The organism is Actinacidiphila glaucinigra, from assembly GCF_035918135.1.
GTDB classification, from domain to species: Bacteria; Actinomycetota; Actinomycetes; order Streptomycetales; family Streptomycetaceae; genus Actinacidiphila; species Actinacidiphila glaucinigra.
Genome location: NZ_CP109144.1, coordinates 8,367,210 through 8,390,917 on the forward strand (window position 1 = coordinate 8,367,210; position 23,708 = coordinate 8,390,917).

Genomic DNA, 23,708 nt, shown 5'->3' on the forward strand with positions numbered 1-23,708 from the left:
GGAGCTCAGGCGCCGGCTTCCAGGCACAGCACCGGTACGCGCTGGACGAGGTTGTTGGCGAAGCCGCCGCGGTTCCAGGGCTGTTCCAGCGGCTGGGTGTGGCCCTCCGCGTCGGTGGCGCGGACGCTGAGCACGTGGTGGCCGGGTGTGGCGTCCCAGGTCGTGTGCCAGTGCCGCCAGGCCCAGGCGTGGCCCTCGTCGCCGAGTTCGGCCGCGTGCCAGGTGCGGCCGCCGTCCGTGCTCGTCTCGACGCCGACGACGGGCGCCCGGCCGGACCACGCCCGGCCCTCCAGCCGCTGCGGTCCCGGCCGTACGACTCGGGTGCGCGTCATGAAGTCGGGGAAGCCGGGCGGCACCATGAGCGCGCGCGGCGCGATGCGGGTCACCGGCTCTCCGGGCTCGTCGGGCTCCTGCCGGAAGCGGTACGCGACGGACTGCTGGAAGCCGGTGAACGGGGTGTCCGTGAGCGTGATGTCGCGCAGCCACTTCACGTGCGCCATGCCGTACCAGCCCGGGACGACCAGGCGGACGGGGTGGCCGTGCTGGGGCGGGAGGGGCGCGCCGTTCATGGCGTACGCCACCAGGACCTCGGGGTCCTCGGCGGTGGCGTCGGCGACCGTGAGCGAGCGCTGGTAGTCCTGCTCGACCCCGCGCTCCACGCCGTGGTCGGCGCCGGTGAAGACCGCCTCGACGGCCTCGGATTCCACGCCCGCCTCCCGCAGCAGCGTGCGCAGCGGCACACCCGTCCAGTCGGCCGTGCCGACCGCCTCGTTCAGCCAGGGCTGGCTGACCGGGCGCGGGGTCAGTCCGGCCCGGCCGTTGCCGGCGCACTCCATGGTGACCCGGTGCGTGACGGCCGGATAGCGGCGCAGGTCGTCCACGGACAGTTCCAGCGGGGTGCGGACCTTGCCGCCGACGGTGAGCCGCCACGTCGCGGCGTCGGCCGGCGGGATGTCGAAGTGGACCAGCACATAGTGCAGGCCGGGTGGGGTGACGTCGTAGCGCAGGGCCTCCAGGGGCAGCGCGTGGTTGCGGGCCGCCAGGCCCAGTTCGTCCATGCCGATGCCCTCGGCCGGGTCGGCCAGCCGGGACGCGGCGCTCACGTGCGCGATGTTCGGATCATCCACCTCACCAGTGTGCCCGGCGGGTCCCGCCAGGTCACCGCCGGGCACGGTCGAGCAGTGCCCGCAGCACGGGACCCCGCGGCGACTCGCGGGGCAGCGCGCGCAGCGCCGCCCGCAGCAGTTCGACGTCGTCGTGGTTGCCGGGCCGGTCCAGCCAGTCGAGCAGCAGCCCGGCGTCGCCGCGGTCGCGCAGGGCACGGCGCAGCCCACAGTGGAGTTCCTCGCGCGCGTCGACGACGGCCGGGGCGTCCGAGCCGGGGAGCAGCGCCCCGGGGTAGCGGGCCAGGGCCCGGCGGTGCGCGCCGCGCGCGAGGAGGGCGCGGACCTCGTCGGCGTCCGTGGCGGCCGGCAGCAGCAGCCGGTACGGACGCGAACCGAGCACCTGCGGGCCGAGCAGCCTGCGCAGCCGCGACATCTCGGCGCGCATGGTGACCCGCGCCGACTCGTGCTCGTGCAGCCGCGCCGCGAGCGCGTCGGCGCCCAGGCCCCGTGGGTGCCGGGCCAGCAGGAAGACGATCTCCGAATGCCGCGGGCTGAGTTCCACCGTCCCGTACGGGGAGGTCAGCCGTGCCCGGTCGCGCGCCAGCACCTCCAGGCGGGCCGTCGCGGTCCCCGGTGCCGAGGCTGCCGGGAGCACGCCGCGCAGCCGCAGCAGCCGTAGCTCGGCCTCCGCCGCCGCAACGGTGGCCCGCACCAGGGCCAGTGCGTGCGGCGCCGCGATGTGGTCCCCGCCCGTCAGATCGATGACGCCGATGACCGCGCCGGTGTCCGGGTCGCGGACCGGGGCAGCCGAGCAGCTCCACGGGTGCACCGGGCGGATGAAGTGCTCGCCCGCGTAGATCTGCAGGGGCCGCCCGAGCGCGACCGCGGTGCCGGGCGCGTTGGTGCCGGCCGCGTCCTCCGCCCACTCCGCGCCCTCGACGAAGCCGATCCGCTCGGCCCGGGCCGCCAGCCCCGGTGTGCCCTCGACCCACAGCAGCCGCGCGTGCTCGTCGCCGACCGCCACCAACTGGTCGCTGTCCTGCGCCGGTTCGACGAGCAGGCTGCGCACCACGGGCAGTACGGCCGCCATCGGGTGCTGCCGCCGGTAGTCCCGCAGCTCCGCGGCGCCGAGCCCGGGCGAGCGGGGCCCGTCGGCCTCCGGGTCCACGCCTCCCCTGAGCGAGCGCTGCCAGGAGTCGCGGACGACGTCGCGCACCGGCCGCGGGGGGCGACCCGTCGTCAGGAACTCCTCGTGGGCGCGCGCCACGTCCCGGCGCAGGAGGTCCGGATCGGTTCCCGGCGGCCAGGCCGCGTAGGACGCCGCGTACGTGACAGTCATGGCCGTCCCCGGGAGTCGGCACGGACCGGTGCCCGGCGGCACCGGGTGGGGTGCTGCCGAGTGTAGTTCCGCGACTGCGCTCCGCCGCAACCCTGTTGCAACCTTGCGTGTCCTACGGTCGCGCCAAACGCCGCCCGCGACGGAGCGGGCGGCTCGCAATGGGAGGCCGCCCCATGACCCGGTACGCCAACCCCGGCTCCGACGACGCGATCATGAAGTACCAGCCCCGCTACGACCACTGGATCGGCGGCGAGTACGTGCCGCCCGCCCGCGGCGAGTACTTCGAGAACCCGACCCCGGTCACCGGCGAGACCTTCACCGAGGTCGCCCGCGGCACCGCCGAGGACGTCGACCGGGCCCTCGACGCCGCCCACGCGGCCGCGCCGGCGTGGGGCCGTACGTCGGTGACCGAGCGGGCCAACATCCTGAACAAGATCGCGGACCGCATGGAGGCGCACCTGGAGGAACTGGCGGTCGCCGAGAGCTGGGAGAACGGCAAGCCGGTCCGGGAGACCCTCGCCGCCGACATCCCGCTGGCCATCGACCACTTCCGCTACTTCGCGGGCGCCGTCCGCGCCCAAGAGGGCAGCCTCGCCGAGATCGACGACGACACCGTCGCCTACCACTTCCACGAGCCCCTGGGCGTCGTCGCGCAGATCATCCCCTGGAACTTCCCGATCCTGATGGCGACGTGGAAGCTCGCCCCGGCCCTCGCCGCGGGCAACGCCGTCGTCATCAAGCCGGCCGAACAGACCCCGGCCTCAATCCACTTCTGGATGAGCCTGATCGCCGACCTGCTGCCGCCCGGCGTGGTCAACATCGTCAACGGCTTCGGCGTCGAGGCCGGCAAGCCGCTCGCCTCCAGCCCGCGCGTCGCCAAGGTCGCCTTCACCGGCGAGACCACCACGGGCCGGCTCATCATGCAGTACGCCTCGCAGAACCTGAGGCCCGTCACCCTGGAGTTGGGCGGCAAGAGCCCCAACATCTTCTTCGACGACGTCTCCAGCGCCGACGACGACTTCTACGACAAGGCCCTCGAGGGCTTCACGATGTTCGCCCTCAACCAGGGCGAGGTCTGCACCTGCCCGTCCCGCGCGCTGATCCAGGGCGGCCACTACAACGCCTTCCTCGAGGCGGCCGTCACCCGCACCGAGAAGATCGTCCAGGGCCACCCGCTGGACATCTCCACCATGATCGGCGCCCAGGCCTCCAACGACCAGCTGGAGAAGATCCTCTCCTACTTCGACATCGGCCAGCAGGAGGGCGCCAAGGTCCTCACCGGCGGCGAACGCGCCGAACTGGGCGGCGAACTTGCGGGCGGCTACTACGTCCGGCCGACCATCCTCGAGGGCGACAACCGCATGCGCGTCTTCCAGGAGGAGATCTTCGGCCCGGTCGTCGCCGTCACCTCCTTCGGCGACTTCGACGACGCCATCGCCACAGCCAACGACACCCTGTACGGCCTCGGCGCCGGTGTGTGGACCCGCGACGGCAGCACCGCCTACCGCGCCGGTCGCGCGATCCAGGCGGGCCGCGTCTGGACCAACTGCTACCACGCCTATCCGGCACACGCCGCCTTCGGCGGCTACAAGCAGTCGGGCATCGGCCGCGAGAACCACAAGATGATGCTCGACCACTACCAGCAGACCAAGAACCTCCTGGTCTCCTACTCCCCGAAGAAGCTCGGCTTCTTCTAGGCCGCGCCCGGTACGGTACGTCAATTGCCGTCGTGCAGGCGGACCGTGACGGTCTTGGGGCGCTGGTACTCGTGCAGCGCCAGCGTGCTCAGGTCCGTGCCGTGGCCGGAGGCGCCGCGGCCGCCGTGCGGGAGTTCGGCGGTCTGCACGAGGTGGCAGTTGAGCCAGACCTCGCCGGCGTCCAGCCGGCCGGCGAGGTCCAGGCCGGTGGCCAGGTCCCGGGTCCACACGGACGCCGCCAGGGCCTGCGGGACTCCGCCGGCCAGGGCCACGGCCGCGTCCAGGTCCTCGGCCCGCTGCACGGTGAGCAGCGGGCCGAAGACCTCCTCCACCACCGCCGGGTCGTCGTCGGGAAGGTCGGCCAGGATCCGGGCGGGGCGCCAGAAGCCGTTCTCCTCGCCGGGCCGTGGGGCGACGCCGGCGGCGACGTTCCGCCCGGCGGCCGAGGCCTTGACGATGCCGTCGTAACGGGCCGCCTGGTCGGGGTTGTTGAGCGGGCCGAAGTCGCGTCCAGCGAGGCGTTCCCGCATCGCGGCGACCAGCCGCTCCACCGTCTCCTCGTGGTTCTCGCGCAACGTGATGACCCGGGCGGGCGCCGCGCAGCTCTGCCCGGCGTTGTAGGTGCAGGCCCGGGCCAGTTGCGTCCAGGTGTCGCCGGGCGCGTCCGGCAGCACCAGGACAGGGGCGTTCCCGCCGAGTTCGAGACTGACCCGGCGCCCCGCGGCGCCCGCCGACACGTCGGCCCCCGCGGCCGCGCTGCCGGTGAACGCGACCATGTCGACGTCGGCCCCGACCAGCAGCCGGCCGGTCCGGCGGTCACCCGGTACGGCCGTGAGCACGGCCGGACCGAGTGCCTCGGCGGCGTGCTCGGCAAGGAGGTCCAGGGTGTCGGGGGTGGTCTCCGCGGGCTTGACCACCACCGTGTTCCCCGCGGCCAGGGCGGGTGCGCACCGCCAGGCGGCCATCATCAGCGGATAGTTCCAGGGCACGATGACACCGACGACGCCGATCGGCTCCCGGCGGACCCAGCTCTCGTGGCCGTCGACCAGCCGCCCGCCGGCCGGTGCCGACTGTGCGCGGACGGCGGAAGCGAAGAACCGGAAGAGGTCCGCGACCTGTTCAACCTCTCCCGCCGTCTCGGAGTCCGGTTTCCCCGTCCCGGCGGCCTCCCGCGCGACGTAGGAGTCCGCGTGCTCCTCCACCAGCGCCGCCAGCCGTTCCAATCGGCGTGACCGCTCCCTGGGGGTGAGTCCGCGCCAGCCGGGCAGGGCCGCGCGGGCCGCCGCAACCGCGGACCGCACCTCGGGCTCGCCTGACACGGGGGCGCTGCCCCGGACTCGGCCGGTGCGGGGGTCGACGAGGATGGTGTTCACAGCGCGGTCGCCTCCATCGGGGATCCGTTCACAGGTCGTACGCCCGCAGCCACAGCTCCAGCGTGAGCACCAGCCACAACTTGCCGCCCTGCCGGGGAAGCAGCGCACCCTCGCCGCGCAGCCAGCTCCGTACGGTGTCGGGCCGGAACAGCCCGCGCCGCCGGGCGGCCCGGCCCAGCAGCAGGTCGCCGCCGAGCTCGCGCAGCGGACCGGTGAGCCACTGCTGCACGGGGACCCTCATACCGCTCTTGGGCCGGTCCACCACGGTGGCGGGCAGCAGGTCCCGTACGGCCTCCTTCAGCACCCACTTCTCGGCCGTGCCCCGCAACTTGAGCGTGGGCGGGATGGCGAAGGCGTGGTCCACCACGTGCCGGTCGAAGAGCGGGGCACGGCCCTCGACGCCCTGCGAGGCGGTCAACCGCTCGACCTTGGTGAGGATGTGGTGCGCGCCCTTGGTCCGCAGGTTGCAGTGGAGCAACTGGTTGAGCAGGTGCGTCATCCGGCCGGGGCCTGTCAGGTAGGGCTCGACGAAGCGCTGCGGTGCCGGCGCGGACTCCAGCGCGGACAGCGCGTCGGCGGTCAGCAGGTCCGGGAGGTCCGTCCAGCACTTGCGGTAGGACCGCAGGTAGGCGGTGGCCCGGTCCTCGTACCAGGGCTCCCCGCGCGCCCCCGGGGCGCAGGCGTGCATCTCCTGTACGAGCATCGGGAGGTTCTTGGGCCCGCCGAACACCGGGTCGCCGCCCTCGCCGTTCAGGACGACGCCGAGCCCGTCCTCCGCGACGGCCTCTGCCAGCAGCAGGTTCGGCACCGTCAAAGGGTCCCCGACCGGGCTGTCGAGCAGGGCGGCGGTGCGGGCGAGCCGGCCGGCGACCGCCGCGCCGGAGACCGTCAGCACCCGGTGGCGGGTGTGGCAGTGGGCGGCGACCAGTCCCGAGTAGCCCAATTCGTTGGGGAGTTCGTCGCCGAAGCTGATGGAGTAGGTGTGGACGGGGTGGCTGTGCAGCTTCGCGGCGAGCGCGGTGACGAGTGAGCTGTCGATCCCGCCGGAGAGCAAGACGCCGACGGCCTCCGCCTCGGGCAGCCGCCGCGCCGTGGCGTCCTCGAGGAGGGCGCGCAGGGTGAGGACGGGATCGCCGGAACCGCCGGGCAGCTCAAGGGGTTCCCAGTGGACGGTCTCGGTCACGCTCCCGTCGGCCGCCAGCCGCAGCACCCGGCCGGGGAGGACCTCGCGCACGCCCTCCAGCAGCGTCTCGTCGCCCGGCAGATAGGCGAAGGTGAGGAAGGAACGTACGGCGGAAAGGTTCATGCGGGTGCCCAGCGCGGGCCAGCGGCGCAGGGCCCGCAGGGAGGTGGAGGCGGCCCAGGCGCCGGCGGCACGGGCGTAGAAGAGGGTGCGCGCGCCGACGTGGTCGCGGATCAGGACGAGGTCGTCGCCGTCGAGGACGGCGAGCACGAACATGCCCTCGGCCAGCGCCACGCCCCGTTCGCCGAGCCGGACCCAGCAGCGCAGCAGCAGTTCGCCGTCGCTCGTGCCGGGCGGGGCGGGGGCGCCGTCGGCGGCGAGGGCGCCGAGGAGCTCGGCGCGGTTGTGCAGGGTGACCTCGCCGACGGCGCGCCTGCCGTGGGCGTCGAACGGCCCCTGCGCGTGCCCGGGTTCGTCGCGTACGAGGGCGAGCCCCGGTGCGACGGGCGCGGCGCCCATGGCCGCGAGGTGGGCGTCGGCCGGTCCGGGTCGGCCGCCGGCGGGCGCGCTCCCCGGTGCGAGACAGACGCAGAAGCGCGCCATACGGGATTCCTCTCCTGTTGCCGTCACTCCTGCCGAAACGACCGCCGGGCCCCCGCCGCGGGGGCGGGGCCGATCAGCCGAAGTCGTCGTCGCTCCAGCCGCCGTCGTCATCGCCCCAGTCGCCGCTGTCCCAGTCCCCTCCGTCGCCGCCGTCGTCGCCCCCTCCGCCCGACGAGCTCTGGGCCTGCCGGCGCAGTTCCTCTTCCTCCTCCGGCGTGAGCCCGAGCGGGGGGAGCTGCGCGGCGGTGACGGCCAGACCGGCCACCCCGAGGCCGACGAGGGCCGCACCCGTCCGGCCGCCGAAGGACGTCCGGTTCACCGTCAGGGTGTCGCCGCGCCCCCAGAGGGTGCGGCCGTAGCCGATGTCCCGTCCGTAGGTCACGGTGCCGTCGGCGAGCACGCGCTTGACGATCCGGTCGCCCAGCAGCTCGTCGGTCCCGCCGCCCTGGCGGCCGTCGTGCCAGTGCACCACCCCGTCCGGGCCGCGCCGGCGCCATTCCTGCCGGCCGTCCTCGTAGGTGCGGTGGACGCTGCGGTCGGCGAGCAGGGCGTCGGTGTAGCCGATCTCGCGGGGGCGGATCATGTTCTTCCGTCCTTGGGTCTGCGGCGCTGTCCGGGCATACGGTCCTCGCGTCGGCATCGGGGTCGGGTTCCGCTTCCGTTCATGCGTCGGGCCAGGTCATGAACCCGGAGGCGCGCAGCTCCCGCAGTTCGCCCCGGACGGAGTGGCGGGGCGGCCGCGGACCGCGGGCGATCCGCAGCACGGCGCGCAGCAGCCGGGCCGGCGGCGGCGACCTCGGCGAACCGGCCTGCGGCGAGCCACCGGGCCTCCCGGGGCCTGAGGCCCTGCGGCAGCGGCACGAGCGGCGGCACGGGACGGGGCCCGCGCCCGGACACCAGGTGAAGCGCCTCGGCATGCCGGGGTACCAGCCCGAGGGGTTCCACCCGGACCCGCGCCGCACCGAGGGCCTCACGGATCCGGCCGGGCAGGGCGATGCCGGAGGGGCTGGCGTCGTGCAGGACGTGCACGGTGGCGTCGCCGGCCCGCTCCAGGGCGGCCACGAGCCGCGGATCGAGAGGCAGATCGCCCTCGGCGTCCAGGACGGGGCAGGCGGCCTCCAGGTGCACGTGGTTCGCCAGCAGCATCCGGGCGATGGAGCGGTCCTGGCAGACCAGCAGACGCGGCAGCCCGTAGGCGTGGAGGTCGGGTTCCCGGACCGGCCCGCCGAGCGTCGTGCCAACGGCCGGGGGAGCGGCGAGGAGCCCGGCGGGCTCCCTGCCGCGCAGCGCTTCCGTGAACCGGGACAGCCGCAGCGGTGGGGCCGGGGTGCGCGCGATGCGCCGCAGCGGTGCGGGTGTGGGGCGCAGCACGCGACAGGTCTCGTAGTACAGCTGCCGCTCGGTGAAGCGCAGGCCCCCGGGGGACGCGGCGCGCCGTCCGGCGACGCCGATCGCCCGCTCCAGCAGCAGCCGGCCGACGGGATTCGTGGAACGCGGCATGTCAGCTCCCGTCCTCCACCGCTGGTTCCGGAGAGTGCAGCCAGCTCATGAAGCCGGCAGCGGCGGCCTCCCGCAGCTCCGGGGCGGGAGCGGCGCGGGCCTCCCGTACGGCCCGCTCGACCGCGGACTCCAGTACGGCGGGCGGAACGGCGGCGAGCGGGCTGAACCACCCCTGCAGCAGCCATTCGGCGTGGTCCGGCGCCTCCCGCGCCAGCCGCCGCAGCCACTCCGGCTGTTCCTCCCGCAGGCTCTCGGGCGGATCCTCGTGGAGCAGCACGGCCTTCTCGTTGCCGACGACGGCACGCAGCGGCAGCCCCGCGTCCACGACCACCCGCGGCGGCCGGTGCGCGCGGACGTCGGCGACCATCTGGAGGCCGCGTACGCCCGCGTCGTGGAGCACGACCACGGGCCCGTCCCCGGAGAACTCCCCGAGGCCGGCGGCCAGGGCCAGGTCCAGACGAGCCGGAAGGTCGTTGGCGGCCAGGAAGACACGGACGGCCGGGTCCGGGCAGAGCAGCTCCACGGTTCCCGGCCGGGGCTTGTACGGGGGTGGCTGCCGGCCCTCCCGGTCGTCGACGATCCCCGGCGGCAGGCTTCCGTACACCTGTACCCATCGCTTGCAGATCATCGACCGGAAACTCGCCTGCGTGGGGAGCACATGGGCATGCGCGCGGGGAACGGGCGCGTTCCGCGTGCTGAGCGCGGCCCCGTACACGAGGGCGGACACCGCCGTGCCCACGCTCAGGAGGAGCACCGCGAAGGACCGGCCGTGCACGACGAAGCCGAGCAGCACCAGTGCGACGAGGAGCGTCGCCCCGATGGAGTGGGCGGCCCGCGAGGACAGGCTGGTGTCCGGGCCGGGCCCCCGTCTGGGGTTCCCGGTCCGCGCCAGGTACCAGAGCTGGGTGACGGTGACGTTCCGGCGGCCCCCGTCGGTGGCCTTGTCGACGACGCGGCGGATGCGTGTGTCGTGCATGCCCCTGCCGTGCACCTTGGGATCGAGGGCGAAGGGGCGCCCGCACTTGCCGCAGACGCTGTCGGGCCGCTCCTTGCGGAGCAGCGTCGCCCGGCAGTTGGGGCAGATCACGGGCCCTCCTCGGGCCAGGTCATGAAGCCGAGGGCGGCGGCCCGCCGACCCTGCGGAGCGGCCTGGGCCCCGGCCCTCTCCACGGCCCGGGAGACGGCGGCCAGGAGCCTGGCGGGCGGCACCCCGACCAGCGGGAACCCCCACCCCCCGGCCAGCCACGTCAGCTGCTCACCGCTGAACTCCCCGGTGGTCTCCAGGGCCTTCATGACGTCCGCGCCCGGTCTGCCACCCCGTACCGGCACCGCGCGGTCGCGGCCGTGCACGGAACCGAGCGGCAGGCCGATGTCCACGACCCGGCGACCGGGCAGCGCCGTGCGCACACGGTGGGGGAGGAGCAGCCCGTCGGCGTCGGCGTCGTGGAGGACCAGGACGGGGCCCCGGCCGGGCGCGGCCGGGCCGGCGGTGAGCGTCAGCCCGTGACGGGCGGTCAGCCCCGCGGCGTCGAGGAAGACGGCGACGGAGCGGTCGGGGCAGACCAGCACGACGCCGTCCGCCGGGGAGGGCGGCCGGGGATAGCCGCTGTCGTCGACGACGCCCGCGGGCAGCGAGCCGTAGACCCTCTTCCACTCCTCCAGCGGACCGGCCCGGAAGGCGTCCCGGGCGAGCCGCGGCCGGCCCCGGCCCACGCCCTTCACCTTCGCGACCACGAAGCTGCTCGCCGCGAGCAGTGCCACCCCGCCGAGGGCAGCGAAGGCCACGGAGCCCTGGCCCAGCCCGAGGAGCCCGGCCACGACACCCGCGATGGCGAGTACGGCGGCGCAGCCCGTCTCGACCCGGGTGTTCCGCAGCGACGTGCGCGACAGGGCGTACCACAACTGCCCGGGGGTACAGGGGACCTGCCCGTCCTGGGTGAGGCGCAGGACGATCCGGCGGACCCGGAGGTCGTGCAGGCCCATCGCATTGGTCTTGGGGTCCAGGGCGTACCGGCGGCCGCACTTGCCGCAGACGTTGCCGGGCCGCTCCTTGCGCAGCAGCGACTTCTCGCAGTGCGGGCAGATCACCGGCGGCCCTCCAGTCCCCACGCGAGCCGGCGCAGCCGCGCGGCCAGCCGCTCCCGCACGGTGGTGACACCCGGCCCCCGTACCCGCTGGACGCGCTCGATGTCGCGCAGCGCGGCGGCGAGCGCGAGGTAGTCGGTACGGGCGAGGGTGTCCGTCCCCCTGCCGGGCGAGGCGGCGGCCCGCGGAGTGCCGGCCTGCGGGGCCCCGTCCGCCCTGCGCTCCGCCTCGCCGGCGGTGATCGCGTAGTCCTCGTGGTCGATGCCGTAGCCGGTGTTGGCGGCGAGCAGGGGCAGCGGGTCGGTGCCCCGGTTGGCGAAGGAGTGCGGCACCATCTCCGGGATCCGGATCAACTCGCCGGGGACGAGCGGGACGTCGGTGACCCGGCCGCGTTCGGCGTCGTACAGCCCGCAGGCCCCGTGGCCGAGGCTGAGGACGAAGTGCTCCCCGCCGTGCGCGTGCGGGGTGAAGGCGCTGCGCGGGCCGACGATGCCGAGTTTGACGGTGGCGTTGGAGGGACGGTCGGGAGAGGTGGCGGCGTCCCCCACGAGGTAGTGGGCGAACTGTCCGTCGTCGATGAACCGCAAGAGGTCGGGTCCGGGCCGCAGGTCCCGGGTGCCGTCACGATCGGCGAGGACCACCGAGCCGTCCGGTCCCAGCCGGTACAGCCGCACACCGCGCGGCAGTTCCGGCCCGACTCCACGCATGCTGCGAGACAAGCGCGCCTCCCCCAAGTGCCGCTCCGTACGCATGCGTATGGTAAGCCGCTGATCGGGAACCTGACGAGGTCGCGTGCGGGCCCGCGTGCCGACGCGCGGCCGAACGGCGGGTGAACGCGCGCCGGGTGACGGGGCGATCGCGCCCGTCAGGCGTGGGTGCGGCGGACGCAGGCCGCCGCGACCTCGCGGAGGCTTCCGGTGCGGCGGAGCAGGTCGCGCTGGACGCGGGCGCCGTTGCCGGTCTTGAGGAGTCCGGCGAGGGCGTCCTGCGCGGGGATCAGGTCGCCGTTGTCCTCCAGGGCGTCGCGTACGTGGTCGAACAGGGCGCGGACCACGGCCTCGGCCGGGGCGGGTTCCATGGACACCGGGTGGATCAGGCGGCCGTCGACACCCTCGCGAGCCGCCCGCCAGGCCGCCAGCCGCAGCAGGGCCACGCCGTGCGGGGACGGCGGCCCACCGGCTCGCCAGGCGCGGGCCGCTGTCTCCACCAGCGCCCGTACCAGCGTCGCCAGCAGCGCGGTGCCGGACGCGTCCAGGCACACGTCGGCGACCCGGACCTCGACGGTGGGGTAGGTGTGCGAGAGGCGGGCGTCGAAGTAGACCATCCCGGCGTCGCGCAGCGCCCCCGTGGCGATCATGGCCCGGACCTGCTCGTGGTACCCGGCCGCGGAACCGAACGGCTCCACCGGCCCGGCCGACGGCCACCTGCCCCACACCCGGCTGCGGTAGCTCGCATAGCCGCTGTCCCGGCCCTGCCAGAACGGCGAGTTGCCGCTGAGCGCCAGCAGCACCGGCAGCCAACCCCGGATCCGGTCCAGGACCGCGACGCCCTCCTCGTCGGACTCCACCGACACATGGACGTGGCAGCCGCAGGTCAGCGTCTCCTGCGCGGTCAGCCCGTAGCGTTCACGCAGCCAGGCGTACCGCTCCCCGGTGCTCAGCGACGGGCTCACCGGCAGCGGCGAGGTCGCCAGCGCCGCGACCGCGCCACCGGACTCCTCCGCGTGCCGGGCCGCCTCCGCACGCCACCGCACGACCTCCGCCGCCAGATCCTCCATCCGCACCTGCGGCCGGGTCGCGAACTCCAGCTGCTCCCTCTGCAGTTCCGCCTCGAACACCTCGCCGGACGCGCTGCGGTCGCGCCGCGCCGACGCCAGCACCGCCGTCGACAGCGCCCGCGGCTCCCCGGACTCCGCGTCCAGCAGCAGGAGCTCCTCCTCCACACCCACCGTGCGCAATGGGTCTCCTTCCCGTCCGCCGCGACGGCGGATGCGGACGTGCCGTCAGGCGAGCACCGAGTCGTCCTCCGGCCGGGCCCCCGGCAGCCGCAGCCGGGCCGCGATCAGCGCGGCGTCGACGTCCCGGGTGCCGGTCGCCACGCACAGCGTGTACGAGACGTCCGCCGTCCGGCGCCGTACCTCGGGGTCCTCGGGGTCGAGCAGGCTCAGCGTCTCGTAACGGTCGACCAGGTCGTCCAGCACGGCGGGGTGGGCCAGCAGCACGTCGTCCTCCTGCGGGGCGGTGTCTTGGGATCAAGCCGCATACCTGGCTGCCGCCTACCCCGACTTCGTCCGGGCACGCAGGGGGAGCACGCAGCCGAGCACCCGGGGGAAGTGCGGCGGGGGATCAGCGGCGGGCCCGCTCCGGCAGGGCGGTGACGATGATCTCGCGAGTCGCCGTGCTGTCCTCCACCGTGCGGAACCCCGCGAGGGCCAGTGCGTCCAGCACCGCCTTGTGGAGCGGGCGGCGGGTCGCCCCGGCCGGAGGGCCCGCCGCCGCGCCGGCGCCGAGCAGGGTGTCCCAGCGCACGACCACGCCCCGGGGCCCCGCCTCCACGACGGGACGGTCCTCGCCGCCGCGGTGCTGGGCCAGCGGCAGGCCCGCGTCCAGCAGGGCCAGGCACACCGCCGTGTACAGCCGCCGGACGTCCGCGCCGAGCCGGTGCGCCGACGGGCGGGACGGGGTGAGCGCCCCGCGGTGGCCGGTGAGGTCGAGCAGCCGCAGGACGGTGTCGCTCGCGGCGGTCACGTTCAGTGTCCGGTGCGCGGCCATGGCGCGGTTGCGCAGCTCCAGCAGGGCGTTCAGCCCCGCGCGGTCGCAGCCGGTGATGTCGCGCAGGTCCAGGTCGAGGCCGTCCCCCGCCTCCAGGGCGGCGAAGAGGGCGCGGCGCAACTCCGGCGCGGTCCCCGCGTCGAGCTCGCCGATCAGCACGGCCTCGGTGCGCGTGGTGCCGTGCGGACTGAGCAGGATGGTCAGGCGCGTATGGGACTCGTGCTCCCCGGCGAGTTCGGGTCCCGCGGGAACGGAGTGCACCCGCAGATCGGGAGACCGGTCCGACATGCCGTACCTCCTGCACTTTCGCTGCGCGCCGAATGTGTGCCGATGCGTGCGCCACCTCGGCGTGGAGTGATCGGAAGACATGAACGACACCCGGAGGCCCGCATGAACATTTCCGGGCAAAGGGGTGACATTCGCATGATATGTGCTGGAGGGCAGGTTGGCGCCCGGTGCGGCGGTAGGGTCCGCCCTCGCGTCGCGGCGGCTACGCCTTTCGGTCGGCGGTTGCCCGGCCCGCACCGCTCGACCGCGTGGTGCGGGTGCCCGCGCTCAGGGCTAGGCCGTGTCGTCACATGAGCTCCCCCAGCTACCGCTGGGAGATGCCCCCAGGTGCGGTGCATCGCAAGGCGGAGAGTCGTCCTCGTGGTGGGCTACTCGGACGATTCGACAACTCCCCCTGGCCGAAGGCTGGGGGAGCGCCGTGCCTGGGGGCACCTCCCAGCGGAACTGGGGGAGCGCCGCCGAGTGGGGGCACCCCCGGCCGAAGGCTGGGGGAGGGCATGTGACGACACGGCCTGGGGGAGGGACTCAGGGCGCCAGGGCCCGGGCGATCCTCTCGAGCCGGCCGGCGTCCCGGGCGTACGCGCCCGCCGGGTTCCGGAAGGAGTACCGGCCGTCGTTGGTCCGGTACCCGCCCGGGGCCGCGGTCCAGCGCACGGGACCGCACGGCCCCTGCTCCTCCAGCATGGCCGCTGCGAGCCGCTCGGGCTCACCGACCCGGGTGCGGGCGCGGAGGGCCGCCGCCACCCGGCCTTCCGCGTCGGCGGGGACGGCGTCGTCGCCGAAGGCGGGCAGCAGGAGCAACAGGCGGGCGTGCGGATCGTCGGTGCTGCCGCCGGGCAGGCCGTTGTCCGCGACCGCGACCAGTTCCTCCCAGGACAGACCGGGGCCGGTGAAGTGTCCATCGTCTGCCGCGAGGAGTTCCGCGGACTCCCAGCCGGGATCCTGCAGCAGGTAGTCGACGCCCTCGTCCTCCTCGAAGGCGCGGTAGACCACGTGGAAACGCCGGCCCCCGGCGAGCGGCACGCTGAACACGGGCCATTCCGCACCGCTCAGCAGCAGGTTGTGCAACCGCATGGCCTCTGCTTCGTCGGCGCCGAGCAGCAGTTCCTCCGCTTCCTCCTCCTGCGCGCAGTTGTGCAGGTGCCCCACCCAGAACAGATGGTCGTCGAGGCGGCCGGGCAGATGGCCGAAGGGGCCGCCGTCGTAGCCCGGTATGAGGGCGGGCGGCAGCGCGGCGCTGTCCGTCACGGCGGTCATCGTGCCTCCTGTTCTGGGAGGAGGCCGGCCCCGCCACAGGGCCGGCGCTCCAGTCCGGTTCCGAGAAGCCATACGGATCGGGACACCCCTCACAGTAGGCGCCGGCACTGACAACGGACCCGTGCAGTATCGTCCGCCCCATGAGCGGAGCGAGCGAGGAATGGGCCGGTCTGCGGGAACGGGTGACGGGGCTGGAGAAGCCGCTCACGCCCGGCGAACTGGCCGAACTGGAGGACCAGATCGGCGTGCGCCTGCCGGAGGAGTACCGGCGGTTCCTGCTCCTGGTGGGCGCCGGCGGAGCCGGCCCGGCGTACGGGGTGTTCCCGGTCAGGCGCGGTGAGGACGGCCGTTGGGCGTGGCACGGCGACGGCGCGGACCTCACGGACCTGGGACGGCTGGCGGAACCGTTCCCCACGACCCGGGCGACCGCCGCCGAACTCGCCGCGATGGCGGCCGACTGCCCGGAGGAGGAGGACTTCGAGGACGTCGAGGAGTTCGACGCCGCCTTCGAGGCCTGGGACGAGCGCTGGGCACCCCTGCTGTGGGACGACGACCGCACCGTCGGTGCCGTCTGCCTGTGTCATCTGGGCTGCGCGCAGCGGCAGTGGCTGGTCGTGTCGGGCCCGGCGGCCGGTCAGATCTGGGACGACGAAAGGGTCGACGACCTCGACCTGCGCCCGGCCACCGGGCCCGACGGCACCCCGCTCACCTTCGCCACCTGGTACGACGCCTGGCTGCGGGAGAGCGCCCGCGCGAGGTGAGCCTCGACCACGACGTGGGCCTCAACCGGGCCGCGCACCGGTCAGACGCCTGGTGGCGGTCGCACCCCCACGGTCGACCGCCGCCTTCACGAAGGCGAAGATCGCGCCCTGCAGCGCCGCCGCGGTCAGTACCTCGGCCCAGGAGCTGTCCTCGTCGGTGGCTCCGGGCGCGTCCTGTTCGTGGCCGAGGGTCCTCCAGGCCCGCTTGAACAACGCGCCGGCGATCAGCCCGGAGACCGCGCCCAGGGTCATGCCCGCGGGTTTGTAGACGATTGTGGACGCCTTCACCCGCGCCTCCTCCTGGCGCGGCGCACCAGCAGCAACAACCCCATGGCGGCGCCGGCGCCCAGCAGCGGCGCGCGGTGGGCCCGGGCGGCCCGCGCGCTCCGCCCGGCTCCCGCCCATACCGCCGGTGCCTTCGCGCGGGCCGGCCGAGCCGCGTGCACGGCCCGCAGCCGCATCCGTCCGGCCGCCTTCACGGCCTTGTCGCGGGCGGGTTCCGGGGTCTTCTCCCGGACCAGCTCGCCGATCCGGGACGCCGCCCCGTGCGCCTTGGCGCCGGCCCGGCCCGCCCGGTCCATCAGCCGGCCCTTGACGTCGGTCTTCGCCGTCAGCGCCGCGACGGTACGGGCCAGCTCCTCGCGCGTCGCCTCGACGCGCTCCCGCAGTTCGTCGGTCGTGGGTGACTTCTCGCTCGTCATCGGTGTGCCCTTTCCTCGAGTTCCGCGATGTCGGCCTTGACGCTGTCGACGGCGGCCCGCGGCACGGGCGGGGCCGCCCGCCCGAACTGCCCGCGCCCCGCCGCGGCCGGAACCGCGGCGACCAGGGCCAGGAGCCCCGTGACGACCAGCGCCGCCGCCCACACCGGCGGCGCGAGCGCCAAAGCCGCGACGGCGGTGACGGCGAGCACCTGCAGCGCCAGGACCGCGAACAGCCCCGCCCCGCCGAACAGGCCGCCTCCCAGGCCGCCTCCCAGGCCGCAGCGCCGGCCCTTGCGCGTCATCTCGGCCTGGGCCAAACGCAGTTCCTCGCGCACCAACTGCGACAACTGCTCCGACGCGCGGGACACCAGCTCGCCCACCCGTTCGTCACCGCCGTCGCGGTGCCCGGTCGCGCTCACGGGCCCTCACCTGCCTCCGTCTGCTCCGCGTCCCGTCCTCCGTGCGCCCCACCCCCTCACTGCGCGCCTTCCCGGTCCGTACCGGTTCACGCGCGATCACGCTCCTGACGTAATCTCAGGTGCCTTGGAAAGCCGCCGCGTTCGGCAGGATGGAGGCCATGACGACACCCTGCACGCCGCCGCCGGGTTCCTCGTGCGGTTCCACCTGCCGCGGCTCAACCCTGTCCCTGTGGTCGAAGGATTCGGTGCTCTCCATCGGCTCGGTGGGCTCCGTGCTGTCCATCGGCTCGGTGGGCTCCGTGCTGTCCGTCGGCTCGGTCGGCAGCGCCCTGTCCGCGGGGTCCCTCGGGTCCGCCCTGTCGCTGCTGTCGGGTGGCTCCTGGCTGAGCGTGGGCTCGGTGCTGTCCGCCCAGTCGCGCTGGTCGGTGCTGTCCTGGCGCTCCTCGCGCGGCTTCCGCGGCGTGGGCACGGCCGCCGCCGTCGCCGGCGCGGCCGCGCTGGTGCTGCCGGCCCGTACGGGCGGGAACCCGCCAGCGGAGTGATCACGGGCCCGCCCGGCGTGCCGCGCCGGGGCCCGGGCGGGGTCCGGGGGTTTGGATGGGGGCGGCCGCCGACCGGTGGCCGTCGCATCCGACCTGGAGGCCGTCGTGCGTGTCCGCCCCGTCGCTGTGTCCGTCCTGTCCGCGGCGATGCTGCTGTCCGCGGCGCCCTCCGTCCGGGCCGCGGACGGCTGGACAACGCACCGCGACGGCGGCCGGAGCGCACGCCTGGCCGTGTACGACTCCGGGCGGGTCGGCCACGCCGTGATCACCGTCCACCGGGTCGGGCGCGGCTGGGAGGTCGACGCCCTCGTCACCAAGGAGGTCGACGACCCGGGCTGCATCTACCTCGCCACCGACGACGGCGACGATGGCCAGGGCCGGGAGATCGGCGCCCAGTGCGGCTCCGCGGACACCACCACCCGCATGATCAGCCACACCGGGTTCCGCCGGCTGGTTCTCGGCTGGGTGGACGGCGACGGCGTCCCCGTCAGCCGGCGGAGCGTCAGGATCTGACCCCGTGCGCGGCGCCCGCCGGTTCCGCGACCTCACCGGAACCGCTGGCCCGCCACCGTCCCGATGGGGTACGACTGCACGATGGACTGTGAGCGTTGCCTGGAACCCGTGATCGAGGGCCCTGAGGGCGGCTACGTGTGCGGCCTCTGCCTCTTCACGGTGGAACCCCCCGGGTACAACAAGCGCCGTGAGGAGGGGCTGAGGGCCGTCGCGGCCGAACGCCGCCGGCGCACGCTGGAACGCCGCGCCCGCACGGGGCTGCCGGTCTGACCCCGCCGGTCCGACACGATGCCCGACCGGCACGCGGGGGACCCGCAGTCGCACGATCCGGAACTCACGGCCTGGCTGGCCCGCAACGCCCTGCCGCTGAACGGCCTCGACGCGGGCGCGCCCACCGGCGATCTGCGCCCGCTCGGACGAGTGCTGCGCGGGGTGCGGGTCGTGGGCCTGGGCGAGGCGACCCACGGTACGGGCGAGTTCTTCCGGCTCAAGCACCGCCTGCTGGAGTTCCTCGTCACCGAACTCGGCTTCTCGGTCCTGGCCATGGAGGCGAGCGCCTCCGCCGGACCCGCCGTCGACGCCTGCGTCCGGCAGGGCGCGGGCGATCCCGTGGCGGCGCTCACCGGACTCGGGTTCTGGATCTGGCGCACCCACGAAGTGCTCTCCGCGGTCGAGTGGCTGCGCGTCCACAACGCGACGCGGCCCGAGCACGGCCGGGTGCGCTTCGCGGGCATCGACCCGCAGCAGTGCGGCGACTCCCTGAGGCTGCTCGACGCCTTCCTGCGGGAAACCGCTCCGGACCGGGTCTCCTGGCTGCACACGGCGCTCGGCCCGCTCGCCACGGCCGCCCCCGGATCGGCGCCGGACCCACGGCAGCGCCTCGTGCGCGAAGCCGAGACGCTGGTGGACCTGGTGCGAGGACGCGCCATCGGCGCGGCCGGGCCGCTCCACCACGCGCGGATCCTCGTCCGGGCCGCGGACCTGGTCACCCGCCCCCGGCAGCACGCCGACCCGGAGCGCACCGTCTTCGCCGCCCGCGACCGCCACATGGCCGACGCCGTGGACGACGCCCTGAGCGACCCCGCCGCCCGGGTCGTGGTCTGGGCCCACAACGCGCACATCGCCAAGGGCCGCCACGACGGCGGCCCCGCCCCGCTGGGACGGCACCTCCACGCCCGCTACGGGGACGCCTACTACGCCCTTGCCCTGCTGTTCGGCCGGGGCGGCTTCCGGGCCCGCATTCTCCGGCCCGGCCCCTGGCGCCGGTCCCGCCCGCGGCCCCCCGCCGCGAACCGGATCGGACCCCCGCCGCCGGGGTCCCTCGAGGCGCTGCTCGCCGCCGCCCACCCCGGCGACCACCTCGTGGACCTGCGGGCCGCGGCGGAGGCCGGCCCCGCCGTACGGCGCCGGCTCGCCGAACCCCGTCCCGCACGCTCCATCGGCGCCCAGGTGCCCCGGCGGATGCGGAGTCTCGCCCCGGTCACCGTCGTACCGGCCGAGGACTACGACGGCCTCGCCTACGTCGCGACCTCGACCTGCTCCAGGCCGCTGCCCCCGCCCGCGTGACCCGAATCACAGCCCTGACCTGCATAGTGGGCCGCCTCCCGACGTCTTTCACATGACGTAGGAGTCCGGCGAGACCAGGGAGCGGTGCTGATGGGGGATTCCCGGACCGATGGGGGGTTCGACGAGTTCATGGCAGCCCGATGGTCCGCCCTGTTCCACCTCGCCCGGCTGCTCACCGGCGGCGACCGCCATCGCGCCGAGGACCTGCTGCAGGAAGCCCTGGTCAAGCTGTGGTTCGCCTGGCCGCGCGTCGCCGACCAGGCGCCCGAGGCGTATGTGCGCAAGGTGCTGGCCCGGGCCGCGGCCCGCTCGGCCCGGCGGCGCTGGTGGGGGGAGCGCCCCGTCGAGCAGGTGCCGGAACCGCCGGCCGCCGGCGACGTCTCCGTGGCCGTGGCGGAACGGTCGCGGCTGGAGGCCGCGCTGAGCCTGCTGCCGCCCGCCCAGCGTGCCGCGGTGGTGCTCCGCTACTACCAGGACCTGCCCGAGGCGCAGGTCGCGGAGGCCCTGGGGTGCCCGCTCGGCACCGCCCGGTCCCACGCGACCCGGGGCGTGGCACGACTGCGCCGGATCCTGTCCGACGCCAACGAGCCGGTGGGTTGAAGGAGAAGCGAATGGACCACTTCGAGCGCGAGTTGGCGCGCATGCTGCGCGACTCCGAGCAGTACACCCCCCTTGAGCCCCGGCACCGGGAACGGCTGCGGGACGGCGTACGGACCCGCCGCCGCACCCGCGCCGCCTGGCGGGCCGGCGGCTCCGCCGTCGCGGTGGCGGCCCTGGCCGCCGGACTGGCGGTGCTGCCGGGCGCCTTCGCCGCGAACGGGCCCGCCGGCCCGGGGCAGCTGCCGGCAGGCACCCCGCCGGCGACCGGCACGGCCTATCCGAGTCCCGGCGGTTCGACGAGCACGAGCCCGGCCTCCCCGGACATGAGCCCGAGTGGCGTCGATCCCTCCGCGACCGGTTCGAACGCCCCCACGAACGCGCCCACCTCCTCGTCCTCGTCCTCGTCCTCGTACGACGGCACCGGCGAGGGCGCCTACGGCGGCGGCCCCCCGACCGGGAGGGCCTCCGGCTCCACCACGAGCCCACCGCCCGCGAGCCTCGGATCGAGCGTGAGCGCCACTCCCTGAACCCGGGCCGCCGCGATCCGGCCGCCCCGATCCCCGGCCGCCCGGACCCCAGTTCCGCGCCGCCGCAGTCGTCCAGCCCGTCCCGCGTGCCCTCGGCATGCCCCGCACCAGCGAACAGATGCGGACAGAACATGAGAGAAGACCACCCGGTCGCCGTGATGGAGCGCGCACCCCTCCCGGCCCGGCACCCGGACCCCGTCCTCGACGTCGTGGTTCCCGTGCACAACGAGGAGGAGGACCTGGAGCCGTCCGTCCGGCGCCTCCACGCCCACCTGCGCGACACCTTCCCGTACGCCTTCCGCATCACCGTCGCCGACAACGCCAGTACCGACCGCACCCCGCGGATCGCCGAGCGCCTCGCGTCGGAACTGCCCGAGGTGGCGTGGATCGGGCTGCCCGACAAGGGGCGCGGCCGGGCGCTGCGCGCCGCCTGGTCGCAGTCGTCCGCGCCGGTCCTCGCCTACCTCGACGTCGACCACTCCACCGACCTCGCGGCCCTGCTCCCGCTGGTCGCACCGCTGATATCGGGGCACTCCGACATCGCCATCGGCACCCGCCTGGCCCGCGGCGCCCGGGTCGTGCGCGGCCCGAAACGGGAGATCATCTCCCGCTGCTACAACGTGCTGCTGCGCTCGACGCTCGCGGTGCGCTTCTCCGACGCCCAGTGCGGCTTCAAGGCGGTGCGCCGCGACGTCGCGGAGCGGCTGCTGCCCCTGGTCCAGGACTCCGGCTGGTTCTTCGACACCGAACTCCTCGTCATCGCCGAACGCGCCGGGCTGCGCATCCACGAGGTGCCCGTCGACTGGGTCGACGACCCCGACAGCCGGGTGCACATCCTCCCGACCGCGCTGGCCGACCTCCGGGGCATCGCCCGCGTCGGCCGCGCGCTCGCCACCGGCCGGCTCCCCCTCACCGAACTGCGCCCCGGCTCCGCGGGCACCGAGGCCCCGGCCCGGCTCCTCTCCCAACTGCTGCGCTTCGCAGCCGTCGGCGCCGTCAGCACCCTCGGCTACCTGCTGCTCTACGCGGCGCTGCGGCCGCCCGTCGGCCCCCAGGCCGCCAACGCCCTGGCGCTGCTGATCTGCGCCGTCGCGAACACCGCCGCCAACCGGCGCCTCACCTTCGGCCTGCGCGGCCGCTCCGGCGCCGTACGGCACCACGCGCGCGGGCTGCTGGCCTTCCTCGTCGGCCTCGGGCTCACCAGCGGCGCGCTGGCCGTCCTGCACCACACGGCACCGGCCGCCGGCCACCGGGCCGAACTCGCGGTGCTCGTCGCCGCCAACCTGGCCGCCACGCTCCTTCGCTTCCTGCTCCTCCGGTCCTGGGTCTTCCGCGACCGGCACGACCCCCGGACGGAACCCACCCCCTCATGACCAGCACGCTCACCGCCGCCCCGGTCGCGGCCACCGCCGCCGGCCCGCGCGAGGAGCCCTCCCGCACCGCCCGCTTCGGGCGCGCCCTCGCCGTCTACGGCTCGCTCAAGCTCGCCGGGTTCGCCGTCTTCCTGTACCTGCTGCACCACACCGGCGACTTCCGCGACAAGAACCCGCGCTTCGGCGGCGGAGCCCGCCCCTGGGACGTCCTCGCCACCTGGGACGGCTGGTGGTACCAGCAGGTCGCCGCCCACGGCTACCAACCGGCGCTGGTCCCCGTGCCCGGGGCGGCCGGCCCGATCACCCTCGAGGGCAACTCGGCCGCCTTCTTCCCGCTCTACCCGGCCGCGATGCGCCTGGTCTCCGAGGTGACCGGCCTCGGCCTGTACGGGGCGGGGATGCTGGTGTCCGTCCTCGCCTCCTTCGTCGCCGCCCTCGGCGTCTACGCCGTCACCGCGCGTCTCGGCGGCCACCGCGCCGGGCTGTGCGCGGCCGGGCTGTGGGCGGTGTGGCCCGGCTCCGGCACCGAGTGGTCCGGCTACTCGGAGTCCCTGTACGTCGCCCTGGCGGTGTGGGCCTGCCACGCGGTCATGTCCCGCCGCTGGCTCACCGCGGGCCTGCTCACCTTCACCGCCGGCCTGGCCCGGCCCACCGCCACCGCACTGATCGGCGCCCTCGTCCTGTCCGCCCTGCCGGCTCTGCGGAAGCCTCGCGCGGACGGCGTGGCGCGGCCGCTGACGGCGATCGTGATCGCGCCGCTCGGCCTGTTCGGCTACCTCGCCTGGGTGGGCCACCGGATGGGCGATCCGGCAGGCTACTTCAAGCTCCAGGAAGGCGCCTGGGCCCACACCTTCGACTGGGGCCGCCACACCGTCGAGGTCTTCACCTCCGTGGCGGTGGGCGACTTCGACTACCTGTTCGCGTGCCCGATCGAGGACGTGATCGGGATCTGCGTCGTCGTGCTCGCGCTCGCCCTGATCCCGGTCCTGGTGCGGCTGCGGCTGCCGCTCGTCCTGGTCGTCTACACGGTCCTCACCGTCGTCACCGTGCTGGGCACGCAGCAGATCTTCGGCAACGTCTCGCGCTACCTGCTGCCCGCCTTCCCGTTGTTCGTGCCGCCCGCGCTGGCCCTCGCCCGCGCCCGCCCGGCCGACCGGGCCGCCCTGCTGGGCTTCGCGGCGCTGGCCTCCGGCTCGTACGCCGGTTACGTGCTCTTCGAACTCGGTGTTCCCTAGGCAAGGGGACGACCGGTGCCGGAGGGGCGGACAGCGCCCATGGATATCCAGCGGCGCGTCGCCGGCCTGTGTCAGCCGTGGCGACCGGGCGGCGCGATGGTGACGGAACGCGACCGTGTCGACGGCGTCCCCCAGGGCGACCGGGCGGCGCGGCGACCGTGACCCGATTCTTAGCGGAACGTTAGATCTCGGCGCCGGACCTTGTCCGGGCGCGGCGCGGGCCCACATGCTCTGGGCACTTCGCCCCGTCCCCCATCAGGGCCTTTCCC

General features: G+C 74.8%; 26 protein-coding genes. 10 read left to right on the top strand and 16 right to left on the bottom strand.

Annotated elements, in window-relative coordinates:
- Positions 1 to 5: 5 nt before the first annotated feature.
- Both OIE69_RS37980 and OIE69_RS37985 read right to left on the bottom strand, forming a co-directional pair.
- A complete protein-coding gene (locus OIE69_RS37980; protein WP_326581531.1) occupies positions 6 to 1,058 on the bottom strand; it encodes a sulfite oxidase in 1,053 nt (350 codons plus the stop codon).
- A 100-nt stretch (positions 1,059 to 1,158) separates the two neighbouring features.
- A complete protein-coding gene (locus tag OIE69_RS37985) occupies positions 1,159 to 2,445 on the bottom strand; it encodes a GAF domain-containing protein (RefSeq protein ID WP_326579501.1) in 1,287 nt (428 codons plus the stop codon).
- 173 nt (positions 2,446 to 2,618) lie between these two features.
- Here OIE69_RS37985 and exaC point away from each other — a divergent pair, with 173 nt between their 5' ends.
- On the top strand, positions 2,619 to 4,142 hold the full coding sequence (gene exaC / locus OIE69_RS37990; protein WP_326579503.1) for an acetaldehyde dehydrogenase ExaC: 1,524 nt from the start codon (positions 2,619 to 2,621) through the stop codon (positions 4,140 to 4,142).
- Positions 4,143 to 4,162: 20 nt separating this feature from the next.
- Here exaC and OIE69_RS37995 read toward each other — a convergent pair whose 3' ends face one another.
- From OIE69_RS37995 to OIE69_RS38045, 11 genes are all read right to left on the bottom strand, one after another.
- Positions 4,163 to 5,515 carry an aldehyde dehydrogenase family protein gene (locus OIE69_RS37995; protein WP_326579505.1) on the bottom strand — a complete coding sequence of 451 codons (1,353 nt, stop codon included), beginning with the start codon at positions 5,513 to 5,515 and terminating at the stop codon, positions 4,163 to 4,165.
- Between the two features lie 28 nt (positions 5,516 to 5,543).
- Positions 5,544 to 7,301, bottom strand: a complete 1,758-nt coding sequence (locus OIE69_RS38000) for an asparagine synthetase B family protein (protein WP_326579508.1) — start codon at positions 7,299 to 7,301, stop codon at positions 5,544 to 5,546.
- Between the two features lie 73 nt (positions 7,302 to 7,374).
- Positions 7,375 to 7,884, bottom strand: coding sequence for a hypothetical protein (locus OIE69_RS38005; protein WP_326579510.1), 510 nt, complete (start codon positions 7,882 to 7,884; stop codon positions 7,375 to 7,377).
- Positions 7,881 to 8,801, bottom strand: coding sequence for a hypothetical protein (locus OIE69_RS38010; RefSeq protein WP_326579513.1), 921 nt, complete (start codon positions 8,799 to 8,801; stop codon positions 7,881 to 7,883). The genes OIE69_RS38005 and OIE69_RS38010 overlap by 4 nt, the downstream gene beginning before the upstream one ends.
- 1 nt (position 8,802) lies before the next feature.
- A complete protein-coding gene (locus OIE69_RS38015; RefSeq protein WP_326579515.1) occupies positions 8,803 to 9,888 on the bottom strand; it encodes a hypothetical protein in 1,086 nt (361 codons plus the stop codon).
- On the bottom strand, positions 9,885 to 10,889 hold the full coding sequence (locus OIE69_RS38020; RefSeq protein ID WP_326579516.1) for a hypothetical protein: 1,005 nt from the start codon (positions 10,887 to 10,889) through the stop codon (positions 9,885 to 9,887). The genes OIE69_RS38015 and OIE69_RS38020 overlap by 4 nt, the downstream gene beginning before the upstream one ends.
- Positions 10,886 to 11,593 (bottom strand): cupin domain-containing protein, encoded by a 708-nt coding sequence (locus OIE69_RS38025; RefSeq protein WP_326579517.1) that lies wholly within the window; start codon positions 11,591 to 11,593, stop codon positions 10,886 to 10,888. The genes OIE69_RS38020 and OIE69_RS38025 overlap by 4 nt, the downstream gene beginning before the upstream one ends.
- 158 nt (positions 11,594 to 11,751) lie before the next feature.
- Entirely contained in the window at positions 11,752 to 12,843 is a 1,092-nt protein-coding gene (locus OIE69_RS38030) for a glutamate--cysteine ligase (protein ID WP_326579518.1), read from the bottom strand.
- A gap of 45 nt (positions 12,844 to 12,888) precedes the next feature.
- Complete coding sequence (locus OIE69_RS38035; protein WP_326579519.1) at positions 12,889 to 13,107, bottom strand: DUF5133 domain-containing protein; 219 nt, start codon at positions 13,105 to 13,107, stop codon at positions 12,889 to 12,891.
- A 124-nt stretch (positions 13,108 to 13,231) separates the two neighbouring features.
- A complete protein-coding gene (locus OIE69_RS38040) occupies positions 13,232 to 13,945 on the bottom strand; it encodes an STAS domain-containing protein (RefSeq protein ID WP_326579520.1) in 714 nt (237 codons plus the stop codon).
- 525 nt (positions 13,946 to 14,470) lie between these two features.
- A complete protein-coding gene (locus tag OIE69_RS38045) occupies positions 14,471 to 15,202 on the bottom strand; it encodes a hypothetical protein (RefSeq protein WP_326579522.1) in 732 nt (243 codons plus the stop codon).
- A gap of 140 nt (positions 15,203 to 15,342) precedes the next feature.
- On the opposite strand from OIE69_RS38045, the gene OIE69_RS38050 reads away from it, so the two are divergent.
- The gene (locus tag OIE69_RS38050; protein ID WP_326579524.1) at positions 15,343 to 15,963 is read left to right on the top strand and encodes an SMI1/KNR4 family protein; all 621 of its coding nucleotides are present in this window, start codon (positions 15,343 to 15,345) and stop codon (positions 15,961 to 15,963) included.
- Between the two features lie 21 nt (positions 15,964 to 15,984).
- On the opposite strand, the gene OIE69_RS38055 is transcribed toward OIE69_RS38050, so the two are convergent.
- From OIE69_RS38055 to OIE69_RS38065, 3 genes are read right to left on the bottom strand one after another with little or no spacing between them, the layout of a single operon-like run.
- A complete protein-coding gene (locus OIE69_RS38055; protein WP_326579526.1) occupies positions 15,985 to 16,251 on the bottom strand; it encodes a DUF4235 domain-containing protein in 267 nt (88 codons plus the stop codon).
- Positions 16,248 to 16,664 carry a DUF3618 domain-containing protein gene (locus OIE69_RS38060; protein WP_326579528.1) on the bottom strand — a complete coding sequence of 139 codons (417 nt, stop codon included), beginning with the start codon at positions 16,662 to 16,664 and terminating at the stop codon, positions 16,248 to 16,250. Before OIE69_RS38060 ends, OIE69_RS38055 begins: the two co-directional genes overlap by 4 nt.
- On the bottom strand, positions 16,661 to 17,083 hold the full coding sequence (locus tag OIE69_RS38065) for a phage holin family protein (RefSeq protein WP_326579530.1): 423 nt from the start codon (positions 17,081 to 17,083) through the stop codon (positions 16,661 to 16,663). The genes OIE69_RS38060 and OIE69_RS38065 overlap by 4 nt, the downstream gene beginning before the upstream one ends.
- Positions 17,084 to 17,241: 158 nt before the next feature.
- Here OIE69_RS38065 and OIE69_RS38070 point away from each other — a divergent pair, with 158 nt between their 5' ends.
- From OIE69_RS38070 to OIE69_RS38105, 8 genes are all read left to right on the top strand, one after another.
- On the top strand, positions 17,242 to 17,625 hold the full coding sequence (locus tag OIE69_RS38070; protein ID WP_326579532.1) for a hypothetical protein: 384 nt from the start codon (positions 17,242 to 17,244) through the stop codon (positions 17,623 to 17,625).
- A gap of 75 nt (positions 17,626 to 17,700) precedes the next feature.
- The gene (locus tag OIE69_RS38075; protein ID WP_326579534.1) at positions 17,701 to 18,138 is read left to right on the top strand and encodes a hypothetical protein; all 438 of its coding nucleotides are present in this window, start codon (positions 17,701 to 17,703) and stop codon (positions 18,136 to 18,138) included.
- Between the two features lie 81 nt (positions 18,139 to 18,219).
- The gene (locus OIE69_RS38080; RefSeq protein ID WP_326579536.1) at positions 18,220 to 18,408 is read left to right on the top strand and encodes a hypothetical protein; all 189 of its coding nucleotides are present in this window, start codon (positions 18,220 to 18,222) and stop codon (positions 18,406 to 18,408) included.
- An 18-nt stretch (positions 18,409 to 18,426) separates the two neighbouring features.
- On the top strand, positions 18,427 to 19,704 hold the full coding sequence (locus OIE69_RS38085; protein WP_326579538.1) for an erythromycin esterase family protein: 1,278 nt from the start codon (positions 18,427 to 18,429) through the stop codon (positions 19,702 to 19,704).
- 90 nt (positions 19,705 to 19,794) lie between these two features.
- Positions 19,795 to 20,304 carry a SigE family RNA polymerase sigma factor gene (locus OIE69_RS38090; protein WP_326579540.1) on the top strand — a complete coding sequence of 170 codons (510 nt, stop codon included), beginning with the start codon at positions 19,795 to 19,797 and terminating at the stop codon, positions 20,302 to 20,304.
- 11 nt (positions 20,305 to 20,315) lie between these two features.
- Positions 20,316 to 20,831: a cellulase gene (locus OIE69_RS38095; RefSeq protein ID WP_326579542.1), complete on the top strand. Its 516-nt coding sequence runs from the start codon at positions 20,316 to 20,318 to the stop codon at positions 20,829 to 20,831.
- A gap of 131 nt (positions 20,832 to 20,962) precedes the next feature.
- On the top strand, positions 20,963 to 22,204 hold the full coding sequence (locus tag OIE69_RS38100; RefSeq protein ID WP_392567619.1) for a glycosyltransferase: 1,242 nt from the start codon (positions 20,963 to 20,965) through the stop codon (positions 22,202 to 22,204).
- Positions 22,201 to 23,439, top strand: a complete 1,239-nt coding sequence (locus OIE69_RS38105; protein WP_326579543.1) for a hypothetical protein — start codon at positions 22,201 to 22,203, stop codon at positions 23,437 to 23,439. Before OIE69_RS38100 ends, OIE69_RS38105 begins: the two co-directional genes overlap by 4 nt.
- Positions 23,440 to 23,708 lie beyond the last annotated feature (269 nt).